The 21,255-nt window shown below is 71.7% G+C and carries 19 protein-coding genes, 1 tRNA gene and 1 rRNA gene; all 21 read left to right on the top strand.

All coding sequences use genetic code 11. The features are described 5' to 3' along the window. The first annotated feature begins 3 nt into the window (after positions 1–3). The 21 genes from rrf (at position 4) to ACWPOB_RS23725 (ending at position 21,163) form a co-directional block, all read left to right on the top strand. A 5S ribosomal RNA gene (gene rrf / locus ACWPOB_RS23825) occupies positions 4–120 on the top strand. A 76-nt stretch (positions 121–196) separates the two neighbouring features. Then, positions 197–1,447 carry a hypothetical protein gene (locus ACWPOB_RS23820; protein WP_455402330.1) on the top strand — a complete coding sequence of 417 codons (1,251 nt, stop codon included), beginning with the start codon at positions 197–199 and terminating at the stop codon, positions 1,445–1,447. Further along, positions 1,444–2,439 carry an HAD-IIA family hydrolase gene (locus ACWPOB_RS23815; protein WP_455402329.1) on the top strand — a complete coding sequence of 332 codons (996 nt, stop codon included), beginning with the start codon at positions 1,444–1,446 and terminating at the stop codon, positions 2,437–2,439. Before ACWPOB_RS23820 ends, ACWPOB_RS23815 begins: the two co-directional genes overlap by 4 nt. A gap of 55 nt (positions 2,440–2,494) precedes the next feature. Then, positions 2,495–2,719, top strand: a complete 225-nt coding sequence (locus ACWPOB_RS23810) for a hypothetical protein (RefSeq protein ID WP_455402328.1) — start codon at positions 2,495–2,497, stop codon at positions 2,717–2,719. A gap of 1 nt (position 2,720) precedes the next feature. Next, on the top strand, positions 2,721–3,545 hold the full coding sequence (locus tag ACWPOB_RS23805; RefSeq protein WP_455402327.1) for a TlyA family RNA methyltransferase: 825 nt from the start codon (positions 2,721–2,723) through the stop codon (positions 3,543–3,545). Beyond that, positions 3,542–4,486 (top strand): NAD kinase, encoded by a 945-nt coding sequence (locus ACWPOB_RS23800; protein WP_100058215.1) that lies wholly within the window; start codon positions 3,542–3,544, stop codon positions 4,484–4,486. The genes ACWPOB_RS23805 and ACWPOB_RS23800 overlap by 4 nt, the downstream gene beginning before the upstream one ends. Before the next feature lies 1 nt (position 4,487). Beyond that, positions 4,488–6,278, top strand: coding sequence for a DNA repair protein RecN (gene recN, locus ACWPOB_RS23795; RefSeq protein ID WP_455402326.1), 1,791 nt, complete (start codon positions 4,488–4,490; stop codon positions 6,276–6,278). A 55-nt stretch (positions 6,279–6,333) separates the two neighbouring features. Further along, positions 6,334–7,518 (top strand): putative cytokinetic ring protein SteA, encoded by a 1,185-nt coding sequence (steA, locus tag ACWPOB_RS23790; protein ID WP_100058740.1) that lies wholly within the window; start codon positions 6,334–6,336, stop codon positions 7,516–7,518. Further along, complete coding sequence (locus tag ACWPOB_RS23785; protein WP_455402325.1) at positions 7,515–8,465, top strand: copper transporter; 951 nt, start codon at positions 7,515–7,517, stop codon at positions 8,463–8,465. Before steA ends, ACWPOB_RS23785 begins: the two co-directional genes overlap by 4 nt. Positions 8,466–8,624: 159 nt before the next feature. After that, positions 8,625–10,391 carry a CTP synthase gene (locus ACWPOB_RS23780; RefSeq protein ID WP_100058723.1) on the top strand — a complete coding sequence of 589 codons (1,767 nt, stop codon included), beginning with the start codon at positions 8,625–8,627 and terminating at the stop codon, positions 10,389–10,391. A 6-nt stretch (positions 10,392–10,397) separates the two neighbouring features. Continuing rightward, the gene (locus ACWPOB_RS23775; protein WP_455402324.1) at positions 10,398–11,027 is read left to right on the top strand and encodes an NUDIX domain-containing protein; all 630 of its coding nucleotides are present in this window, start codon (positions 10,398–10,400) and stop codon (positions 11,025–11,027) included. Positions 11,028–11,031: 4 nt separating this feature from the next. After that, positions 11,032–11,949: a site-specific tyrosine recombinase XerD gene (xerD, locus tag ACWPOB_RS23770; RefSeq protein ID WP_455402323.1), complete on the top strand. Its 918-nt coding sequence runs from the start codon at positions 11,032–11,034 to the stop codon at positions 11,947–11,949. 100 nt (positions 11,950–12,049) lie between these two features. After that, positions 12,050–13,015, top strand: coding sequence for a ParA family protein (locus tag ACWPOB_RS23765; RefSeq protein ID WP_455402322.1), 966 nt, complete (start codon positions 12,050–12,052; stop codon positions 13,013–13,015). A gap of 3 nt (positions 13,016–13,018) precedes the next feature. Further along, positions 13,019–13,858: a segregation and condensation protein A gene (locus ACWPOB_RS23760; protein ID WP_455402321.1), complete on the top strand. Its 840-nt coding sequence runs from the start codon at positions 13,019–13,021 to the stop codon at positions 13,856–13,858. Then, positions 13,855–14,541 (top strand): SMC-Scp complex subunit ScpB, encoded by a 687-nt coding sequence (gene scpB / locus ACWPOB_RS23755; protein WP_006936742.1) that lies wholly within the window; start codon positions 13,855–13,857, stop codon positions 14,539–14,541. The genes ACWPOB_RS23760 and scpB overlap by 4 nt, the downstream gene beginning before the upstream one ends. Positions 14,542–14,553: 12 nt before the next feature. After that, complete coding sequence (locus ACWPOB_RS23750; RefSeq protein WP_455402320.1) at positions 14,554–15,558, top strand: pseudouridine synthase; 1,005 nt, start codon at positions 14,554–14,556, stop codon at positions 15,556–15,558. 17 nt (positions 15,559–15,575) lie between these two features. Beyond that, complete coding sequence (gene cmk / locus ACWPOB_RS23745; RefSeq protein WP_455402331.1) at positions 15,576–16,238, top strand: (d)CMP kinase; 663 nt, start codon at positions 15,576–15,578, stop codon at positions 16,236–16,238. Next, positions 16,235–17,656, top strand: a complete 1,422-nt coding sequence (gene der / locus ACWPOB_RS23740) for a ribosome biogenesis GTPase Der (RefSeq protein ID WP_100057003.1) — start codon at positions 16,235–16,237, stop codon at positions 17,654–17,656. The genes cmk and der overlap by 4 nt, the downstream gene beginning before the upstream one ends. Before the next feature lie 83 nt (positions 17,657–17,739). Further along, a tRNA-Pro gene (locus ACWPOB_RS23735) sits at positions 17,740–17,813 on the top strand. A gap of 262 nt (positions 17,814–18,075) precedes the next feature. Further along, a complete protein-coding gene (adhE, locus tag ACWPOB_RS23730) occupies positions 18,076–20,736 on the top strand; it encodes a bifunctional acetaldehyde-CoA/alcohol dehydrogenase (RefSeq protein ID WP_100057002.1) in 2,661 nt (886 codons plus the stop codon). Beyond that, entirely contained in the window at positions 20,726–21,163 is a 438-nt protein-coding gene (locus ACWPOB_RS23725; RefSeq protein ID WP_100057001.1) for an SRPBCC family protein, read from the top strand. Before adhE ends, ACWPOB_RS23725 begins: the two co-directional genes overlap by 11 nt. Positions 21,164–21,255 lie beyond the last annotated feature (92 nt).

Here is a 21,255-nt window from a genome sequence, read left to right as displayed (position 1 = left end):
AGTTACGGCGGCCATAGCGGAGGGGAAACGCCCGGTCCCATTCCGAACCCGGAAGCTAAGCCCTCCAGCGCCGATGGTACTGCACCCGACAGGGTGTGGGAGAGTAGGACACCGCCGAACACCCGTTTACGAGAGGGGACCCACCAGTTGGGTCCCCTCTCGTGGTTTTTCTGGTTTTTCATGAAAGGATTTTTCTGTGTCCGACAACGATGGTGAGCGTCGATCCTTCCGGAGTGGAGGGTCCACTCCCAGGTCGGGACGCGGAGAGAGCGGCGAGCGTCGCCAGGGCGGCGACCGGGGCCCGGCCCGCGGCGAGGATCGCCGGCAGGGGTTCGCCGGCCGACCGGATCGTCGCGGCGAGGACCGCACTTTCCGCGGCGAACGTCGAAGCGAGGCGGCCAAGGGCTCCGGGGACGACTCCCGCGGGAGTAGCCGGTCGGAGCGCCCCCACAGCGACCGCCCGTCGGGGGACCGGCGAGACCGGCCCTACGGTGAGCGGCGCGACGACCGTTCCCGTGACGACCGTTCCCGCGGCGAGCGCCCGCATCGAGGCACAAATGACGACCGCCGGGACGATCGGCGCACCGGTGACCGGCGTGACGATCGGACCCGTGACGATCGGACCCGTGACGATCGGCGCACGGGTACGTCCCGTGCCGGCCACGGACCCGAACGGCGGGACGGGGGTGCTCCGCGTCGCCGTGGCGGAGAGGGCGGATTCGGCCCGAGCCGTGGCCGCGAGGGTGCTCCGGCTCCGCGTCGCGAAGCCCGGCCGGACGAGCCGGACCTGCCCGAGGACGTCGAAGCGTCGGACCTCGATCCGACCATCCGCCGGGACCTGCTGAGTCTCGACAAGTCGAACGCCAACGCAGTGGCCCGGCACCTGGTCATGGCCGGCCGCCTGATCGACGACGATCCCCGTCTGGCGCTGGCGCACGCTCGTGCTGCGCGGCAGCGCGCCGGCCGTATCGCCGTGGTTCGCGAGGCAGCGGGCATCACGGCCTACCACGCCGGCGAATGGGCGGAGGCGCTGTCCGAGTTGCGGGCCGCCCGACGAATGGCCGGGGGACCGGGATTGCTGGCGGTCATGGCGGACTGCGAGCGCGGTCTCGGCCGGCCGGAGCGCGCGATCGAGCTGGGCCGCAGCGACGAGGCTCGGGCGCTGATCGGCGACGAGGCCACCGAGCTGCGCATTGTCGTGGCGGGCGCCCGGATGGATCTGGGGCAGTTCGACCAGGCGGTGGTCACCCTGCAGACCCCGGACCTGGACGCCTCGCGCACCGGCGCGTCCGCCGCGCGCCTGTTCTATGCGTACGCGGATGCACTCGTGGCTGCGGGACGTACCGAGGACGGATTGACGTGGTTCCTCAACGCCGCCGCGGCGGATCTGGAGGGGGACACCGACGCCGAGGAACGCGTCGCCGAGCTCACCGGAGAGGATCAGTGACCGGTACTTCCGGCGGCTCGTCGTTGCGGGCGCTCTACGACGTACTCCTGCTCGATCTGGACGGCACCGTCTACCGCGGCGCCGAGGCGGTGCCCGGGGCCCGCGAGGCATTGTCGGAGGGTGCCGAGCGGCTGTTCTATGTCACCAACAACGCGAGCCGTCGCCCGGCGGAGGTCGCCAAACATCTGCGCGAACTCGGTTTCGCGGCCGACGAGTCGAACGTGGTCACCAGTTCCCAGTCCGCGGCCCGGCTGTTGGCCGAGCGGGTCCCGGCCGGCGCTCCGGTGCTGGTGGTGGGCACCGGAGCCCTCGTCGACGAGGTCGCCGGGGTCGGTCTGACTCCGGTGCGTTCCGCGGACGCCGAGCCCGTGGCGGTCGTGCAGGGGCATTCCCCGGAGACCGGGTGGGCGATCCTCGCCGAGGCGACGCTCGCACTGCGCTCCGGCGCCCTGTGGGTGGCGACGAACGTCGATTCGACGTTGCCCACCGAGCGGGGCCTGGTGCTCGGGAACGGTTCCATGGTCGCGGCCCTGAGGTCGGCGACGGGCTGTGAGCCGCTGGTGGCGGGCAAACCGGCCGCGCCGCTGCTCGAGGACGCCGTCGTGCGCAGCGGCGCCTCGCATCCGCTCGTGGTCGGCGACCGGCTCGACACCGACATCGCCGGCGCGAACGCCGTCGGCGCCGATTCGTTGCTGGTGCTGACCGGCGTCAGCACGGTCGCGGACCTGCTCCGGGCGCCCGAGGAGCAGCGCCCCACCTATGTGGCCGACTCGCTCGCGAGTCTCGACGCCGAGGCGGCCACGCTGCGGGTGGGAACGCGCGAGCCGGGAGCGGTGTCGTTCGACGGACGGGATGTGCACCTGGCACCGGAGTTCGCGGCGGACCCGATGGCCGCGCTGCGGGCCGTGCTCGACGTCGCCTGGGCCAACCCCGGTTTCGGTCGGGTCGTGGCGACGGACGAACTGCTGGCACGGTGGGGAATATCCCGCTGAGCCGGGTCTGCGTGGTGTGCCGGTTCGTCACCGGCATGCACTAGCGTGGTCGACGATGAGCACGTCGATTCCACACCCAGGCGAACACCTTCCACGCCCCCATCCGGGCGTGGATCCCGCGTCGATCCATATCGAGGTCGAGGGTCTGCTCACGCGCGCCCGCGACGTCACCGCCGACGGTGAGCCCGATCCGTCCGAGATCATCCCGCGGCAGGCGCAGCTGCTCGAACAGGCGCACGACCTGCTCGTCCAGGCGCTCGCGACCGTGGACAAGATCTGACGTGGCCCGGCGAGCGCGAGTCGACGCGGAGCTGGTGCGCCGGGGCCTCGCCCGGTCCCGCGAGCACGCCGGCGAACTGATCACAGCGGGGCGGGTCCTCGTCAACGGCACCGTCGCGACGAAACCCGCGACCCAGGTCGATCCGGGGGCGCCCCTGCTGGTCACGGAGGTCGCCGAGGAGGTGGCGTGGGCCTCGCGGGGGGCGCACAAGCTGCTCGGCGCCCTCGAGACGTTCACCCCACAGGGATTGCGGGTCACCGGGCGGCGGTGCCTCGACGCCGGGGCTTCCACCGGCGGCTTCACGGACGTCCTGTTGCACGGGGGCGCCCGCGAGGTCGTCGCCGTCGACGTGGGCTACGGCCAGTTGGTGTGGCGGCTGCAGTCCGATGAGCGCGTCCACGTGATCGATCGAACAAACGTGCGTAACATCGGTGCGGACGCGATCGGAGGGCCGGTCGAGTTGGTGGTGGCGGATCTGTCGTTCATCTCGCTGAAGCTGGTGCTCCCGGCGTTCGTGCGGTGCGTGACTCCGGGCGCGGATCTGCTGCCCATGGTCAAACCGCAGTTCGAGGTCGGGAAGGAGCGGGTCGGCAGTGGCGGCGTCGTCCGGGATGCGGCTCTGCGCACCGAGGCCGTCCTCGGTATCGCCCGGGAGGCCCAGGCTCTGGGGCTGCGTACGCTCGGGGCGGTGGCCAGTCCGCTGCCCGGCCCGTCCGGCAACGTCGAGTACTTCCTGTGGCTGCGCGCCGGGGAACCCGGCCCGGTCGAACTGGGCGCGGACGTGGTCGAACTCGTCGAACGAGCCGTGCAGGAAGGACCCCAGTGACCGCAGATAGTGCAGCGACCGGCCCGGAGCGGGCGACCCGCGAGGTCCTGCTCGTGTCCCACTCGGGGCGGGTCGAGATCGCCGCGACGGCGCAGCGCATGGCGAAGATCTTCGGCGAGGCCGGCATCGGGCTGCGGGTGCTCGACGATGAGGTCGCCAGCACCGGTCTGGGTCCGCTCGCCGGCCCGGACGGACGGGTCCGCATCGTCGAACCCGGACCGGACGCCGCCCGGGGCTGCGAGATGGTGATCGTGCTCGGCGGGGACGGCAGCTTCCTGCGTGCCGCCGAACTGGCCCAGTGCGCGGCGGTGCCCGTGCTCGGAATCAACCTGGGCCGCATCGGATTCCTCGCCGAGGCCGAGGCCGAGCATCTCGAGGAGGCGCTGGCGCAGGTGGTGCGCCGCGAGTACCGGGTCGAGGAGCGGATGACGCTGGACGTCGCGATCCGGGTCGACGACGTGCTCGTCGACCGGGGGTGGGCGCTGAACGAGGCCAGCCTCGAGAACAAGTCCCGCCTGGGCGTGCTCGAGGTGGTGCTCGAGGTCGACGGCCGCCCGGTGTCGGCGTTCGGGTGCGACGGCGTGCTGATCGCCACCCCGACGGGATCGACCGCGTACGCGTTCTCCGCCGGCGGCCCGATCGTGTGGCCGGAACTCGAGGCGTTGCTGGTGATCCCCAGCAACGCGCACGCCCTGTTCGCCCGGCCCATGGTGACCAGTCCGGAGTCGTTGATCGCCGTGGAGACCCTCGCCGGCAGCCACGACGGGCTGGTGTTCTGCGACGGCCGCCGCACCCTGGACCTGCCCGCCGGAGGCCGACTCGAGGTGGTGCGCGGCAAGCACCCCGTGCGGTGGGTGCGGCTGGACTCGGCGCCGTTCGCCGACCGCATGGTGCGCAAGTTCGATCTTCCGGTGAAGGGCTGGCGGGGAAGGAGACTGTGAGGTGCTTGCCGAGATCCGGATCGACAATCTGGGGGTCATCTCCGAGGCCGGCGCCCAGTTCCACGGCGGGCTGACCGTCCTGACCGGCGAAACCGGAGCCGGCAAGACCATGGTCGTGACCAGCCTGCACCTGCTGTCGGGGGCGCGCGCCGACCCCACCCGCGTCCGTGTCGGCGCCTCCCGCGCCGTCGTGGAGGGCCGCTTCTGCATCGATGCCGACGCCGGGTCGAGCGCGGCGGGCGGAGTGCCCAGCCACGTCGAGCGGGAAGTGGCACGCCTGCTCGAGACGACCGGCGCCCAGCGCGACGAGGACGGCAGCATCATCGCGGTCCGCACCGTCGGCAGCGACGGCCGCTCCCGCGCCCACCTCGGCGGGCGCAGCGTCCCGGTGGGGGTGCTGTCGGAGTTCACCGATCCGCTGCTGACCGTGCACGGCCAGAACGACCAGTTGCGGCTGCTGCGGCCCGACCAGCAGCGCGCCGCCCTCGACCGGTTCGCCGGCAAGGCGATCGCGCCGCTGCTGGCGGCGTACCAGGAGCACCGCCAGCGGTGGCTGACCGCGCGGGCCGAGCTGATCGAACGCACCGAGCGGTCCCGGGAGCTCGCGCAGGAGGCGGACCGCCTGCGGTTCGCGCTCGACGAGATCGACGCCGTCGACCCCCAGCCGGGGGAGGACACCCGGATCGTGGCCGAGGTGCGCCGGCTCGGCGACCTCGATTCGTTGCGGGACTCCGCGCAGGGCGCGCAGGCCGCCCTCGCCGGCGGGGACGGCGACGACGTGGCCGCGGCGGCTCTGGATCTGCTGGGGGAGTCCCGGGCGCGGCTCGAGGCGGCCGAGGACCCGGCCCTGCGCGAGCTCGGTCCCCGGCTCGACGAGGCCATCGCGGTGGTCACCGACGTCGCCGGCGAACTGTCCGGGTACCTGTCGGACCTGCCGTCGGATCCGGGGGTCCTCGAGACGCTGCTGAACCGCCAGGCGGAGCTGAAATCGCTCACCCGCAAGTACGCCGCGGACATCGACGGTGTGCTCGAGTGGGCTCGCGAGGCCCGCGACCGGCTGTCGAGGATCGACGTGTCCGCCGATGCGGTCGCCGAACTCGCCGCGCGCGCCGATCGCGAGGCGGCCGCCACCGCCGAGGCCGCGACCGCCCTCTCCGCCGCCCGCAGGAAGGCCGCCGACAAGCTCGCGAAGGCGGTCAGCAAGGAGCTGTCCGGCCTGGCGATGGGCCGGGCGAGTCTGGACGTGCAGGTGCGGGACCGGGAGGCGGGGCCGCAGGACACCGCACCGCTGAAGGTCGGCGGGCGGGTGCTGCACGCCGGCACCTCGGGCGTCGACGACGTCGAGTTCCGGCTCGCCGCGCACAGCGGGGCCCGCTCCCTGCCCATCGCGCGCAGCGCCTCCGGCGGTGAGCTCTCCCGCGTCATGCTCGCGCTCGAGGTGGTGCTGGCCGGGTCCGAACGCGGCGCCACGATGGTGTTCGACGAGGTCGACGCGGGGGTGGGCGGGCGCGCTGCGGTCGAGATCGGCCGGCGCCTGGCCCGCCTGTCGCGCACCCATCAGGTCATCGTGGTCACCCACCTGCCGCAGGTCGCCGCGTTTGCCGACACCCACCTCGTCGTCGACAAGGTCGACGACGCCGGGGGCGTCGTCAGCAGCGGGGTGCGCGCGCTCACCGATACCGAGCGGGTCGCGGAGCTCGCCCGCATGCTCGCCGGCCTCGGCGACACCGAGACGGGCCGGGCCCACGCCGAGGAACTGCTCGCCACCGCGCACGCCGAACGACGAGGCTGATCCCGCCCGGCGCGCCTCCGTTGCCCGGCCCCGGCCCGGGTTCATCATCGATGCCATGAAGATGCCGGCGCTGCTGTCACGCAATAACGAAACGTTGCCCGGAGTGAGCGGCATTGCCCGGGTCGACAAGAATCAGGCCAAGCTCCTGCGCCGGGTCGGTCCCGGCGACATCGTCGTTCTCGACGCCGTCGACATGGACCGCGTCACCGCCGACGCGCTCGTCGAGGCCGGGGTCACCGCCGTGGTCAACGCCTCGACGTCGATCACCGGCCGCTACCCGAACCTCGGCCCCGAGGTGCTCGTCGCCAACGGCATCGCCCTGATCGACAACACCGGTCCCGAGGTGTTCAAGAAGGTCAAGGACGGCGCCAAGGTCCGCCTGCACGAGGGCGGTGTCTACGCCGGGGAACGGTTGCTGATCCAGGGCGAGGAGCAGACCGAAACCGAGATCTCCGACCGCATGATCGAGGCGAAGACCGGCCTGGTCGACCACCTCGAGGCGTTCTCGGGCAACACCATCGAGTTCATCCGCTCGGAGAGCCCGCTGCTCATCGACGGGGTCGGAGTGCCCGACGTCGACGTGGACCTGCGCGACCGGCACGTGGTGGTGGTCGCGGACGGGCCGGACCACGAGCAGGACCTGAAGAACCTCAAGCCGTTCATCAAGGAGTACTCGCCGATCCTCGTGGGTGTCGGCACCGGCGCCGACACGCTCGTCCGGGCCGGGTACCGGCCGGATCTGATCGTCGGTGACCCGGACGAGATCGGCACCGAGACCCTCAAGTCCGGCGCCGAGGTGGTGCTGCCCGCCGATCACGACGGCCACGCCCCCGGTCTCGAACGCATCCAGGACCTGGGCATCGGCGCGATGACGTTCCCCGCCACCGGCGCCCCCGCCGACCTGGCCCTGCTGCTGGCCGACCATCACGGCGCCGCCCTCATCGTCACCGTCGGCAGCACCGTCTCGCTCGACGAGTTCTTCGACCAGGGCCGCCGTGACAGCAACCCGTCGGCGTTCATGACCCGGCTGAAGGTGGGGCCGAAACTGGTCGACGCCAAGGCCGTCGCCACCCTCTACCGCAGCCGCGTCTCCGGCGGGGTGATCGCCCTGCTGGTGTTCGCCGCGCTGATCGCCGTGATCGTCGCGTTGATCGTGTCCAACCTCGGCGGCGACGTCGTGGACTGGGCCGTGCAGAGCTGGGACAGCCTCGTGATGTGGGTGCAAGGGCTGACCGCGTGATCTCGTTGCGTCACCACGCAATCTCGATCGCAGCGGTCTTCCTCGCCCTCGCCGTGGGCATCGTCCTCGGCTCCGGGCTGCTGTCGGACAGCGTAGTCGCCGGGCTGCGCGACGACCGGTCCGAGCTGCAGGGCCGGCTGCAGGACGCCGAGGACCGCACCAATGCGCTCACCGAGCAGCTCAACGCGGCCGACGGTTTCGACGCCGCAGTGTCCGGGCGCGTCGTGCGCGACGCGCTCGCCGGCCGCACGGTGCTCATGATCGCCACCCCCGACACCGACCCGGCGGACCTGGACGCGGTGATCCGCACGGCCGAGGCCGCGGGCGCCGCCGTGACCGGCCGGATCTCGCTGACCGAGTCCTTCGTCGACGCCGCCGGCGCCGACCAGCTGCGCACCACCGTCACCAACGTCGTCCCCGCCGGGGTGCAGTTGCAGACCGGCGCCGTGGATCAGGGCAGCCTGGCCGGGGATCTGCTCGGAGCCGTGCTGCTCGTCGATCCGGCGAGCGGACAGCCGCGCAGCACCCCCCAGGAACGTGACCTCGCGCTCTCCACGCTGCGGGGCGGCGGGTTCGTCGCGTACGACGACGGGACCGTCGATCCCGCCCAGACCGCGATCGTCGTCACCGGCGACGGGGGAGCCGGCGCCGAGGGCGGCGGCAACCGCGGTGCGCTGCTGGCCCGCTTCGCCGCCGCGTTCGACTCCCGCGGTGCCGGCACGGTCCTGGCCGGGCGGCCCGGCGCCGCCGTCGGCAACGGGGCCGTCGCGGTGGTGCGGGCCGACGCGGCGCTGTCGGCCGGTCTGTCCACCGTCGACACCGTCGACCGCGAATCCGGCCGCATGACCACGGTGCTGGCGCTGCAGGAACAGCTCGCCGGGGTGTCGGGCCGGTACGGAACCGGCCCCAACGCCGGTGCCGTCACCGTCGGAACCGCCGCCCGCTGACGGGCGCGGCGCGGCGAACGGTGTGATCCCCGTCCGATCCGGGCGAGTCGTGCACGCGGGACCCACGACAGGTGTTACCGTGAAGTTCCGTGGGTCGTGCAGGCCCCAGCAGTTCCGTCATCAGTCCGAAGTCCTGCACCAGACGTCACGGGAGCTTCTTTGCCACAGTCACGCCACTCGCGTACCGCCACCAAGCACATCTTCGTCAGCGGGGGCGTCGCCTCCTCACTGGGCAAGGGGCTGACGGCATCGAGCCTGGGCGCTCTTCTCACCGCGCGCGGCATGCGCGTGACCATGCAGAAGCTCGACCCGTACCTGAACGTCGACCCCGGCACCATGAACCCCTTCCAGCACGGCGAGGTCTTCGTCACCGAGGACGGCGCCGAAACCGACCTGGACGTGGGCCACTACGAACGCTTCCTCGACCGCGATCTCAACGCCGCCGCCAACGTCACCACCGGCCAGATCTACTCCACGGTCATCGCCAAGGAGCGGCGCGGCGAGTACCTCGGCGACACCGTCCAGGTGATCCCGCACATCACCGACGAGATCAAGAACCGGATCATGGCGATGGCCGGCCCCGACAAGGACGGCAACGTTCCCGACGTGATCATCACCGAGATCGGTGGCACCGTCGGCGACATCGAGTCCCAGCCGTTCCTCGAGGCGGCCCGCCAGGTCCGTCACGACGTCGGCCGCGGCAACGTCTTCTTCCTGCACGTCTCCCTCGTGCCTTATCTGGCCCCGTCGGGTGAGCTGAAGACCAAGCCCACCCAGCACTCGGTGGCGGCGCTGCGCAACATCGGCATCCAGCCCGACGCGCTGGTGCTGCGCTGCGATCGGGAGGTCCCCGCCGCCCTGAAGGCGAAGATCGCGCTGATGTGCGACGTGGACGTCGACGGCTGCATCTCCTGCCCCGACGCCCCGTCGATCTACGACATCCCCAAGGTCCTGCACCGCGAAGGACTCGACGCCTACGTCGTCCGCCAGCTCGGCCTGCCGTTCCGCGACGTGGACTGGACCGTGTGGGGCGACCTGCTCGACCGGGTGCACCAGCCGCGCGAGACCGTGCGGGTCGCGCTCGTCGGCAAGTACGTCGACCTGCCCGACGCCTACCTGTCGGTCACCGAGGCGTTGCGCGCCGGTGGTTTCGCGCACCGCGCCAAGGTCGACATCCGCTGGGTGCCCTCCGACGACTGCGAGACCGAGGCCGGCGCCCAGGCCGCGCTCGGCGACGTGGACGCGGTGCTGATCCCCGGAGGCTTCGGCATCCGCGGCATCGAGGGCAAACTCGGCGCGATCCGCTACGCCCGCACCCGCAAGATCCCGCTGCTCGGCCTGTGCCTCGGCCTGCAGTGCGTCGTCATCGAGGCGGCCCGCTCGGTGGGCATCACCGACGCGAACTCCGCCGAGTTCGATCCCGACACCACCCATCCGGTGATCTCCACGATGGCCGATCAGGAGCAGGCCGTCGCCGGCGAGGCCGATCTCGGCGGCACGATGCGGCTCGGCGCCTACCCGGCCGTGCTCGCCAAGGGCTCGGTCGTCGCCCGCGCCTACGGCGTCGAGCAGGTCTCCGAGCGGCACCGTCACCGCTACGAGGTCAACAACGCCTACCGCGACCGGATCGCCAAGTCGGGCCTGAGGTTCTCGGGCACCTCCCCGGACGGGCATCTCGTCGAGTTCGTCGAGTACCCCGCCGACGTGCACCCGTTCTTCGTGGCCACCCAGGCGCATCCCGAGCTCAAGAGCCGCCCCACCCGCCCGCACCCGCTGTTCTCCGCGTTCATCGCGGCCGCGCTGCGGTACAAGGCCGCCGAGCGCCTGCCCGTGGACGTGCACGGCGACGACGCGGACGAGGTCGAGGTGGACGGCGGCGACGCGGTGGTCCCCGCGTCCGAGAACGCCACCGCCGGCGGCAAGTAGCCGACCGTGACGCAGCGACACGAGTTCCGGACGCTGTCCACGCGCCGGATCTACACCGGCGCGATCGTGTCGCTGCGTGTGGACCGGGTCGCCATGCCCGACGGGCACGAGGCCGAGCGGGAGGTGGTCGAGCACCACGGCGCCGTCGCGATCGCCGCGGTCGACGAGCAGGACCGGCTGATCCTGATCCACCAGTACCGCCACCCGCTCGGCCACCGCCTCTGGGAGCTGCCCGCCGGGTTGCTCGACGCGCCCGGCGAGGACCCGCTCGACGCGGCCCGCCGGGAACTCGCCGAGGAGACCGGCCTGGCCGCCGCCCGCTGGGACCTGCTCGTCGACCTCGCCCTCTCGCCGGGATTCACCGACGAGGCCGTGCGCGTGTACGCGGCCCGGGACCTGTCCGAGGCCGACCGGCCCGACCCCGAACACGAGGAGGCGGACCTCGAGATCCGCCGCGTCCCCGTCGACGAGGCCGTCGCCATGGTGCTCGGCGGACAGATCGTCAACGCCACCGCCGTGTCGGGGATCCTCGCCCTCGCCGCCACCCGCCGCGACGCGGGCGCCCTGCGCCCCGCCGAGGCCGAGTGGCCCGACCGGCCCCGCACCCTGCTGCGCACCAAGCGCGACGAGAACTGACGCCGTGCTCGCCCGCCAGCTCGACGCCTACCTCGACCACCTCACCGTCGAGCGCGGCGCCGCCCCCAACACCCTGGCCTCCTACCGGCGCGACCTCACCCGCTACCTCGACCACCTCACCGACCGGGGCATCGACGACCTCACCGACGTCCGCGAAGAGCACGTCGGCGACTTCGTCACCGCGCTGCGCCGCGGCGACCCCGACCGCGGCAGGCCAGCCCTCGCGGCCAGCTCCGCCGCCCGCGCCCTCGTCGCCGTGCGCGGACTGCACCGCTTCGCCACCACCGAAGGCCGCACCCCCGTCGACGTCGCCCGCGCCGTCAAACCCCCCGCCGCGGGCCGGCGCCTGCCCAAGGCCCTGCCCGTCGCCGACGTGCTGGCCATCCTCGGCTCCGCGGGCACCAGCGCCGACGGACCGCGCGACCTGCGCGACCGCGCGCTGCTCGAACTGCTGTACTCCACCGGGGCGCGCATCTCCGAGGCCGTCGGCCTCGACGTCGACGACCTCGACACCACCAACCGGTCGGTGCTCCTGCGCGGCAAGGGCGGCAAGCAACGCGTCGTGCCGGTCGGCCGTCCCGCCCTGGCCGCCGTCGACGCCTATCTCGTGCGGGGCCGGCCCGCCCTGGCCACCGGACGCACCCCGGCACTGTTCCTCAACGCCCGCGGCGGCCGCCTGTCCCGGCAGAGCGCCTGGCAGGTGCTGCAGACCGCCGCCGCCCGCGCCGGGGTCACCGCCGCCGTCTCCCCGCACACCCTGCGCCACTCCTTCGCCACCCACCTCCTCGACGGCGGCGCCGACGTGCGCGTGGTGCAGGAACTGCTCGGCCATGCCTCGGTGACCACCACACAGATCTACACGCAGGTCACAGCCGGTGCGCTGCGCGAGGTGTGGGCCGGGGCCCATCCCCGCGCCCGATAGCGCCCGCGACGGCAGGGCGTGTCCACGGCGCCATCGCAGCACCCGAAGCGGTAGCGTTGATCCGACAGCCGAGCGAGCAGGACAGGGGGAGCAGGGGATAGTGGGGACACCACAACCGCCCGCAGCGGACACCGCGCCGGCAGCACAGCACGCCCTGCTCCACGGCCGCCCCGGCGCCGACGCGGCACACGCCGGCCCGGAGCACACCCACACCGCGGAACCCGAGGCCGAGCTCGGCCCCACCGGCCGGCCCCGCCGGCACGTCCCGGAACCGCAGCCGCTGCCCGGCCACGGGCCCGCGAAGATCATCGCGATGTGCAACCAGAAGGGCGGGGTCGGCAAGACCACCTCGACCATCAACCTCGGTGCCTCCCTCGCCGAATACGGCCGCCGCGTCCTGCTCGTCGACCTCGACCCGCAGGGCGCCCTGTCCGCCGGGCTCGGCGTCGCCCACCACGACCTCGACCTGACCGTGCACAACCTCCTCGTCGAACGCGGCGTCTCCGTCGACGACGTACTGCTGCACACCCGCGTCGAAGGACTGGACCTGCTGCCCAGCAACATCGACCTGTCCGCCGCCGAGATCCAGCTCGTCTCCGAGGTCGGCCGCGAACAAGCCCTCGGCCGCGCCCTGTACCCCGTCCTCGACCGCTACGACTACATCCTCGTCGACTGCCAGCCGTCCCTCGGCCTGCTCACCGTCAACGCCCTCGCCTGCGCCGACGCGGTGATCATCCCGATGGAATGCGAGTACTTCAGCCTCCGCGGACTGGCCCTGCTCAACGACACCGTCGACAAGGTGCGCGACCGGCTCAACCCCAAGCTCAGCCTCGCCGGGATCCTCGTGACCATGTTCGACTCGCGCACCCTGCACGCCCGCGAGGTGATGTCCCGCGTCGTCGAGGTCTTCGGCGACCTCGTCTACGACAGCGTCATCGCCCGCACCGTCCGGTTCCCCGAGACCAGCGTCGCCGGAGAACCCATCACCACCTGGGCGCCGAAGTCCGCCGGCGCCGAGTCCTACCGGGCCCTGGCCCGCGAAGTGATCCACCGCTCCGGCCGATAGCCCGTGACCGTAGACACCCCCGGCCCGGCCGCGCCCGACCCTGCCCGCCCCGCCCCGCCCCCCGCGGGCTTCCAGGTACGGCTGCGCAACTTCGAGGGCCCCTTCGACCTGCTGCTCACCCTGATCTCCCAGCACCGCCTCGACGTCACCGAGGTCGCCCTGCACGAGGTCACCGACGAGTTCATCGCCTACACCCGCGCCCTCGGCCCCGAGATGGGACTCGACCAGACCACCGAGTTCCTCGTCGTCGCCGCGACCCTGCTCGACCTCAAGGCCGCCCGCCTCCTGCCCTCCGGAGACGTCGACGACCCCGAGGACCTCGCCCTGCTCGAGGCCCGCGACCTGCTCTTTGCCCGCCTGCTGCAATACCGCGCCTTCAAACAGATCGCCGACCTGTTCGCCGAGTTCGAAGCCGCCGCCCTGCGCCGCTACCCACGCGCGGTCTCGCTCGAACCGCAGTACGAGAACCTGGTGCCCGAGGTCGTCCTCGGCGTCGACGCGGCCCGGTTCGCCGAGATCGCCGCCGCCGCATTCCGGCCCAAGCCGCCACCCCGCGTCGGCCTCGACCACCTCCACACCCCCCGGGTCTCCGTCCCCGAACAGGCCGCCCGCCTGCTCACCCTGCTGCGCGCCCACGGCGCCGGCACCTGGGCCACCTTCGCCCAACTCGTCGCCGAATGCGACAACAGCCTGCAGATCGTCGCCCGGTTCCTCGCGCTGCTCGAGCTCTACCGCGAACGAGCCGTCACCTTCGACCAACCCGAGCCGCTCGGGCCGCTACAGGTGGCCTGGACCGGCGAGAACGACGACGCCGTCACCACATTCGAGGAGGACTACGGGTGAGCAGCGACACGCCGGACCCCGACCCGCGCGGACTAGACGCCGAACTGCTCGAGATGACCGACGACGAACTCGCCGCCGCCCTCGAGGCGCTGCTCCTCGTCGTCGACACCCCCGCCCCCAACGCCCAGCTCGCCGACGCGATCGGCGTCACCGCCACCCGCGTCGAGACCACCCTGCACCGCATGGCGGCCGACCTCGACGCGCGCGGCTCCGGCATCGACCTGCGCTACGCCGGCGACGGCTGGCGCTTCTACACCCGCCGTGACTACGCCCCGTACGTCGAACGGCTCCTGCAGGGCGGCGCCCGCACCAAGCTCACCCGCGCCGCCCTCGAAACCCTCGCCGTCGTCGCCTATCGCCAGCCCGTCACCCGCGCCCGCGTCAGCGCCGTCCGTGGCGTCAACGTCGACGGCGTCATGCGCACCCTCCTGGCCCGCGACCTGATCGCCGAGGACGGCACCGACCCCGAGACCGGCGGCACCCGCTACGTCACCACCGAGCTGTTCCTCGAACGCCTCGGCCTGGCCTCCCTGCAGGACCTGCCGCCCCTCGCGCCGCTGCTCCCGGACGTCGATGTGATCGACGACATCAGCGAAAGTCTCGAGGCCGACCCACGATTTGCGAGAATGGGAAGGAACCCGCGCACCGAGTCCACCTCGCCCGCGCCGTTCGATCCCGATTGAGACAGGAAAAAAGTGCACAAGCCCGCTCGCCGTGATGGCACACCGGACCGCAGAAAGACCACCTCCCGCGCGGGGAACCCCCCGCGCGAACGACGGGGCGAACCCGCCGCCCGCGCGGCCACGCCCAAGAAGGCGCACCGCAAGGGCGAAACCCCCCTCAACAAACGCGGCCGTCCCGCCGCCCCCAAGCCCCAGGCCCAGCGCCCGGCGGCCCTCCCCAAGATCAGCAACGCCAAACCCGCCCGGCACCAGCACGCCGCCGAGCGCCCCCAACTGCCCGCCGGCGAAGGCATGCGCCTGCAGAAGGTCCTCGCCCAGGCCGGAGTGGCGTCCCGCCGCGCCGCCGAGGAACTCATCGCCGCCGGACGCGTCGAGGTCGACGGCTCCATCGTCACCGAACAGGGCCTGCGCGTGGACCCCGAGAACGCCGTCGTCCGCGTCGACGGCGTGCGCGTCGTCGTCAACAAGGACCTCGTCCACCTCGTGCTCAACAAGCCGCGCGGCTGGCAGTCCACCATGTCCGACGACCTCGGCCGCCCCTGCGTCGGCGACATCGTCTCCGAACGCGTCGCCGCCGGACAACGCCTCTTCCACGTCGGCCGGCTCGACGCCGACACCGAAGGGCTGCTGCTGCTCACCAACGACGGCGAGCTCGCCCACCGGCTCATGCACCCCTCCTACGAGGTGACCAAGACCTACCTCGCCACCGTCAAGGGCGTCCTCCCGCGCGGTATCGGCAAGCAGCTGCGCGCCGGCGTCGAACTCGACGACGGCCCCGCCAAGGTCGATTCCTTCGCGCTCCTGCAGGTCAACGAGGGCCAGTCCCTCGTCCGCCTCGAACTGCACGAGGGCCGCAAGCACATCGTGCGCCGCCTGCTCGATGCCGTCGGCCACCCCGTGATCCGCCTGGTGCGCACCGACATCGGACCCGTCGCGCTCGGCGACCAGCGACCCGGCACCCTGCGGGTCCTCGGCCGCAAGGAAGTCGGCGGCCTCTACCAGGCGGTGGGCCTGTGAGCTCCCTGATCGTCGCCATGGACGGCCCGTCGGGCACCGGCAAGTCCACCGTCTCCAAGCGGCTCGCCCGCCGCCTCGGCGCCGCCTATCTCGACACCGGCGCCATGTACCGGGTCGCGACCCTGCACGCCCTGCGCGCGGGGGCGGACCTGACCGATCCCGCCGCCATCGCCGCCGCCACCGCGTCCCTGCCCTGGTCGATCGGCACCGACCCGGAGGTCGAGGACATCCGGCTCGCCGGGGAGGACGTCCGCGAGATCATCCGCGGCGGCGAGGTCACCGGCGCCGTTTCCGCCGTTTCCGCCGTCCCCGCGGTGCGCCGGACCCTCGTCGCAGCGCAGCAGCGCATCGGCCGCGACGCCGGGCACATCGTCGTCGAGGGCCGCGACATCGGCACCGTCGTGTTCCCCGACGCGGATGTGAAGATCTACCTCACCGCCTCCGCCGAGGCCCGGGCACAACGGCGCAACCGGCAGAACATCACCGAAGGCCGCGGCGACGACTACGAGGCGGTGCTCGCCGCGGTGCAGCGCCGCGACCACCTCGACTCCACCCGCGCGGTGTCCCCGCTGCGCGCGGCGGACGACGCGGTCGTCGTCGACACGAGCGACATGGACATCGACGAAGTGATCGCCGCGCTCGCCGCCGTGGTCGCCGAGCAGACGGGAGCGACCCTGTGAGCGAGGACGTGACGGAATTCGCCGGCGACGGCACCTGGTCGGAAGAAGCGGACTGGGACCTCGAGCTCGTCGGGGACGACGAACTCGAGGAGTTCGTGCCCGTGCCGACCGTCGCCGTGGTCGGACGACCCAACGTCGGCAAATCGACCCTGGTCAACCGCATCATCGGCCGCCGCGAAGCGGTCGTCGAGGACGTGCCGGGCGTGACCCGCGACCGCGTCTCGTACGAGGCCAACTGGAACGGCCGCCGATTCATGGTGCAGGACACCGGCGGCTGGGAGCCCGACGCGAAGGGCCTGCAACAGTCCGTCGCGCGGCAGGCGGAGATTGCGATGCGCACGGCCGACGCGATCCTGATCGTCGTCGACGCGACCGTCGGCGCCACCGCCGTCGACGAGGCGGTCGCCAAGGTCCTGCGCCGCTCCAAGACGCCGGTCCTGCTCGTCGCGAACAAGGTCGACGACGACCGCGTCGAGGCCGAAGCGGCCGCCCTGTGGTCGCTGGGCCTGGGGCAGCCGTACTCGGTGTCGGCCACCCACGGCCGCGGCACCGGGGACCTGCTCGACGAGCTGCTCTCGGTGCTGCCGCAGACCCCGCGCGAAGGCACCGGCGGTGGAGGCCCGCGTCGTGTCGCGCTGGTCGGCAAGCCCAACGTCGGCAAGTCCAGCCTGCTCAACAAGCTGGCCGGCGACGAAAGGTCGGTGGTACACAACGTCGCCGGCACCACAGTCGACCCGGTGGACTCCCTCGTCGAGCTCGGCGGCAAGACCTGGCGGTTCGTCGACACCGCCGGCCTGCGCAAGCGCGTCAACACCGCCTCCGGGGCCGAGTTCTACGCCTCGCTGCGCACCCGCGGTGCCATCGAGGCCGCGGAGGTGGCGGTGCTGCTGATCGACGCCTCCGAGCCCATCACCGAGCAGGACCAGCGGGTGATCTCGATGGTCGCCGACGCGGGCCGCGCCCTCGTCATCGCCTTCAACAAGTGGGACCTCGTCGACGAGGACCGTCGCTACGAGCTGAGCCGGGAGATCGAACGCGATCTGCTGCGCGTGCCGTGGGCGGCGCGCGTCAACATCTCCGCCAAGACCGGCCGGGCCGTGCAGAAGCTCGTGCCGGCCATGGAGACCGCCCTCGAATCCTGGGACAAGCGCATCTCCACCGGCCGGCTCAACACCTGGCTCAAGGAGGTCGTCGCCGCGACTCCGCCGCCGATGCGCGGCGGCCGCCTGCCGCGGGTGCTGTTCGCCACCCAGGCCGGCACCCGGCCGCCGACCTTCGTGCTGTTCACCACCGGCTTCCTCGAGGCCGGCTACCGCCGATTCCTCGAGCGGCGGCTGCGCGAGGAGTTCGGCTTCGAGGGCAGCCCGGTGCGGATCTCCGTGCGCGTGCGCGAGAAACGGGACCGCCGCAGCAAGTAGCACCCGAAACGGTCCTGACCAGGCGATTGGTGAATCGGTCCGTCCCTGTTGTAATCTCAACGAGCGCTCGACGAGAGCGCGGACGGGCTGTGGCGCAGCTTGGTAGCGCACTTGACTGGGGGTCAAGTGGTCGCAGGTTCAAATCCTGTCAGCCCGACCCACGACGAGGCGGTCCCGAATTCACCGGGACCGCCTCGTTCGCGTGTGGGCCACCCTCCGCGGCCCGGTTCCGGGACTGCCGTGCCGCTCCGGCCCACCCCGGAACCGACCGCCCCAGGGGGCGGCAGCGGTAGCCCCGCGAAAGGCCCACGGTCAGGGTCCAAAGACCGCAGTCAACACCTCGAGCCGCGAGTACTGTCGCGAACAGAAGCCGCGGCCACACCGAGGCGCGACGGGCATCTCCAGTCCGAGGAGACAACATGACCGAAACCCGGATCGGCACCGAATCCCAGGCCACCAACAGCACCGGCGACGCCGCCACGGCGGAGGCGACTCCCGCCGTCGACGCCGGCCCGGTCCGGCACGAGCAGATCGACGCGGTCGTCGACGCGGCGGCCACCGCGGCGGCCGAGTTCCGCACGCTCGACCAGCAACAGGTCGACGCGATCGTCGAAGCCATGGCGCAGGCCGGCATCCGGGCGGCCGCGGAACTGGCATCGGTGGCGATCGAGGAGACCGGATTCGGCGTCTTCGAGGACAAGGTCGTCAAGAACTACGTGGCCACCGAGTTCCTCTACGACTACCTCAAGGACAAGAAGTCCGTGGGCGTGATCGAGAAGGACGTCGAGCGCAGCATCGTCCGCGTCGCCGAACCCATCGGCGTCGTCCTGGCGATCACCCCGGTCACCAACCCCACCTCCACGGTGCTGTACAAGGCGATCGTCGCGGCAAAGACCCGCAACGCCATCATCTTCCGGCCCTCGCCCTTCGCCGTGCGGTCGTGCGAACGCACGGTCGAGATCCTGCGCGCGGCGGCCGAAGCGGCCGGTATGCCCCCCGGCGCACTTCAGGTCATTCCCGACGCCGCCCATGAGGTCACCCACTACCTGTTCAAGCATCCTCGGGTCGACTTCATCTGGGTCACCGGCGGGCAGAAGATCGTCGCCCTCGCCAACGCGGCCGGGAAGCCCGCGCTCGGCGTGGGACCCGGCAACGCCCCCATCTATCTGCACCGCACGGCCGACATCAAGGGCGCCGTCGTCGACATCCTCATCTCGAAGACCTTCGATGCCTCCGTGATCTGCCCCGCCGAACAGACCTGCATCATCGACGACGCGATCTACGACGCCACCGTCGCCGAGTTCGAGCGCATGGGGGCGCACGTACTCACGGACGAGCAGGCCGCCGCGGTGGCCGAATTCGCGTTCGGCTGCGGTGACAAGGTCAACCTCGCCGCTCTCGGCCAGCAGGCTCCCGAACTGGCCGCCCGCGCGGGCTTCACCGTGGATCCAGCGGTCAAGGTGCTCCTGGCGCCGTTGCCGTCCGACCTCGACCAGCTCGCCGCGCACCCTCTGGTGCAGGAGAAGCTGATGCCCGTCCTCGGTCTCGTGCGCGCCCGCGACGTCCAGCACGGCATCGACGCCGCCGTGCTCGTCACCGAACACGGCGGCCTCGGCCACACCTCTGCCATCTACGCCACCGATCCGGCGGTCATCGACGCCTACGGTCTGGCCGTGCGCACCGGCCGGATCCTCGTCAACGCCCCCACCGCGGTCGGCGCGCTCGGCGGGATCTACAACAACCTCACCCCCACCTTCTCCCTGGGCTGCGGCACATGGGGCGGATCGAGCACCACCGAGAATGTCAACTACCAGCAGCTGCTCAACATCAAGACCGTCGCGCACCGGCGCACTCCGCCGCAGTGGTTCCGCGTGCCCTCCAACACCTACTTCAATGCCGGTGCCCTCGAGAACCTCCGCGACGTCCCCTGCACCAGCGTCGTGGTCGTCACCGACGCGTTGAGCGAACAGCGGGGAGTGGTCGACGAACTGCGCGCCCACCTGCGCGCGGAGCACATCAAGGTGTTCAGCGAGGTCGAACCGGAACCGGACGAGGCCACCATCCGCCGCGGCGTCGCGCTGCTCGAGGGGAACCCGCCGGACCTGCTCATCGCCATCGGCGGTGGGTCGGTGATCGACGCGGCGAAAGCGATCCGGCTGTTCTACGAACATCCGGAGAAGGATCTCGCGGAGCTGACGCTGCCGTTCCTCGACCCCCGCAAGCGCATGGCGGAATACCCGCAGGATCCGCACAAGCTGCGGCTGGTGGCAATCCCCACCACCGCCGGCACCGGATCGGAGGTCTCACCCGCGGCCGTCCTCACCGTCGCCGGCCGCAAGGAGACCCTCGTCGACTACTCGCTGGTTCCGGACATGGCGGTCGTGGATCCGATGCTCACCCTCTCGATGCCGCGCACCCTGACCGTCGACACCGGCATCGACGCGCTGACCCACGCGCTGGAAGCGGTGGCCTCCATCTTCGCCTCGCCCTTCACCGATGCGTTCTGTGTCCAGGCCGCGCGCCTGATCTTCGAGGCGCTGCCGCGGGTGTACGACGACCCGGACGATCTGTCGGCCCGCACCGACATGTCCAATGCCGCCACTCTCGCCGGACTCGCCTTCTCGAACGCCTTCGTCGGCACGAACCACGCACTCGCGCACTCCGTCGGTGCCAGGTTCGGCATCGCCCACGGCCGGGTGAACGGCGTGTTCCTGCCGCACACCCTGCGCTACAACGCCAGCCTGCCGACCAAGTTCATGCCGGCCCCGGGCTACTCCGCGTACGTCGCGCCCGAGAAGTACGCCCAGCTCGGGCGGATCGTCTTCGGCGGGCACGAACCCGAGGAGAGCCGCCGCCGGCTCTTCCAGGGTGTCGAGGATCTGCTCCGCCGCATGGGGGTGCCGCGCACCCTGAAGGAGATCGGCATCGCGGAGGACGAGTTCCTCGCCGCCCTGCCGGAGCTGGCGATGACCGCGTTCCAGGACCTGAGCAACCGCACCAACCCGCGGATGCCGCTGATCAGCGAGATCACCACCCTGCTCCGGCTCGGCTACTACGGGGACGGCGAGCATGCCCACTGACAGCGCCACCAAGACCGTCCAGGTCGAGGCGCCCTTGGACACCGTGCTCGCGACCATCCGTGACCTCGAGAGCCAGACCGAGTGGATCCCCGAGATCCTCGAGGCCGAGGTGCTCGAGGTCGACGAGGAGACCGGACTGCCGCGCACTGCCCGGTTCAAGGCGTCGGCCACCGTCGGCACCGACAGCTACACCCTCACCTACCGGCACCGCGACGACGGCATGAGCTGGTCGATGCTCCAAGGACGCCTGCAGACCGGGCAGGAAGGGCGCTACCAACTCGACGCGGTCGGTCCGGCCAGCACCTCCGTCACGTACGAGCTGACCATCCACCACAACCTGCCGCTGCCCGGTTTCCTGCGGAATCGGGTGATCAAGGGCCTGGTCGACAGTACGCTCACCGGTCTGAAGAAGCGCCTGGAGAGCTGAACGCGGGCGGCGTGGGCCCACCCGGCAGGATCCTTCCATGCCGCCGATGCGCAAGATGCCACTCGAGCCCGCGCTCCGACACCTGCCGCCCC

The sequence above is a fragment of the Rhodococcus sp. 2H158 genome (genome assembly GCF_053764755.1).
This window is presented reverse-complemented; position numbering and strand designations above follow the sequence as displayed.

Coding starts and splice junctions, on each gene's coding strand:
- ACWPOB_RS23810 (WP_455402328.1), top strand. CDS start 2,495: ATGAGCACGTCGATTCCACACCCAGGCGAACACCTTCCACGCCCCCAT.
- steA (WP_100058740.1), top strand. CDS start 6,334: ATGAAGATGCCGGCGCTGCTGTCACGCAATAACGAAACGTTGCCCGGA.
- cmk (WP_455402331.1), top strand. CDS start 15,576: ATGGACGGCCCGTCGGGCACCGGCAAGTCCACCGTCTCCAAGCGGCTC.
- adhE (WP_100057002.1), top strand. CDS start 18,076: ATGACCGAAACCCGGATCGGCACCGAATCCCAGGCCACCAACAGCACC.
- ACWPOB_RS23725 (WP_100057001.1), top strand. CDS start 20,726: ATGCCCACTGACAGCGCCACCAAGACCGTCCAGGTCGAGGCGCCCTTG.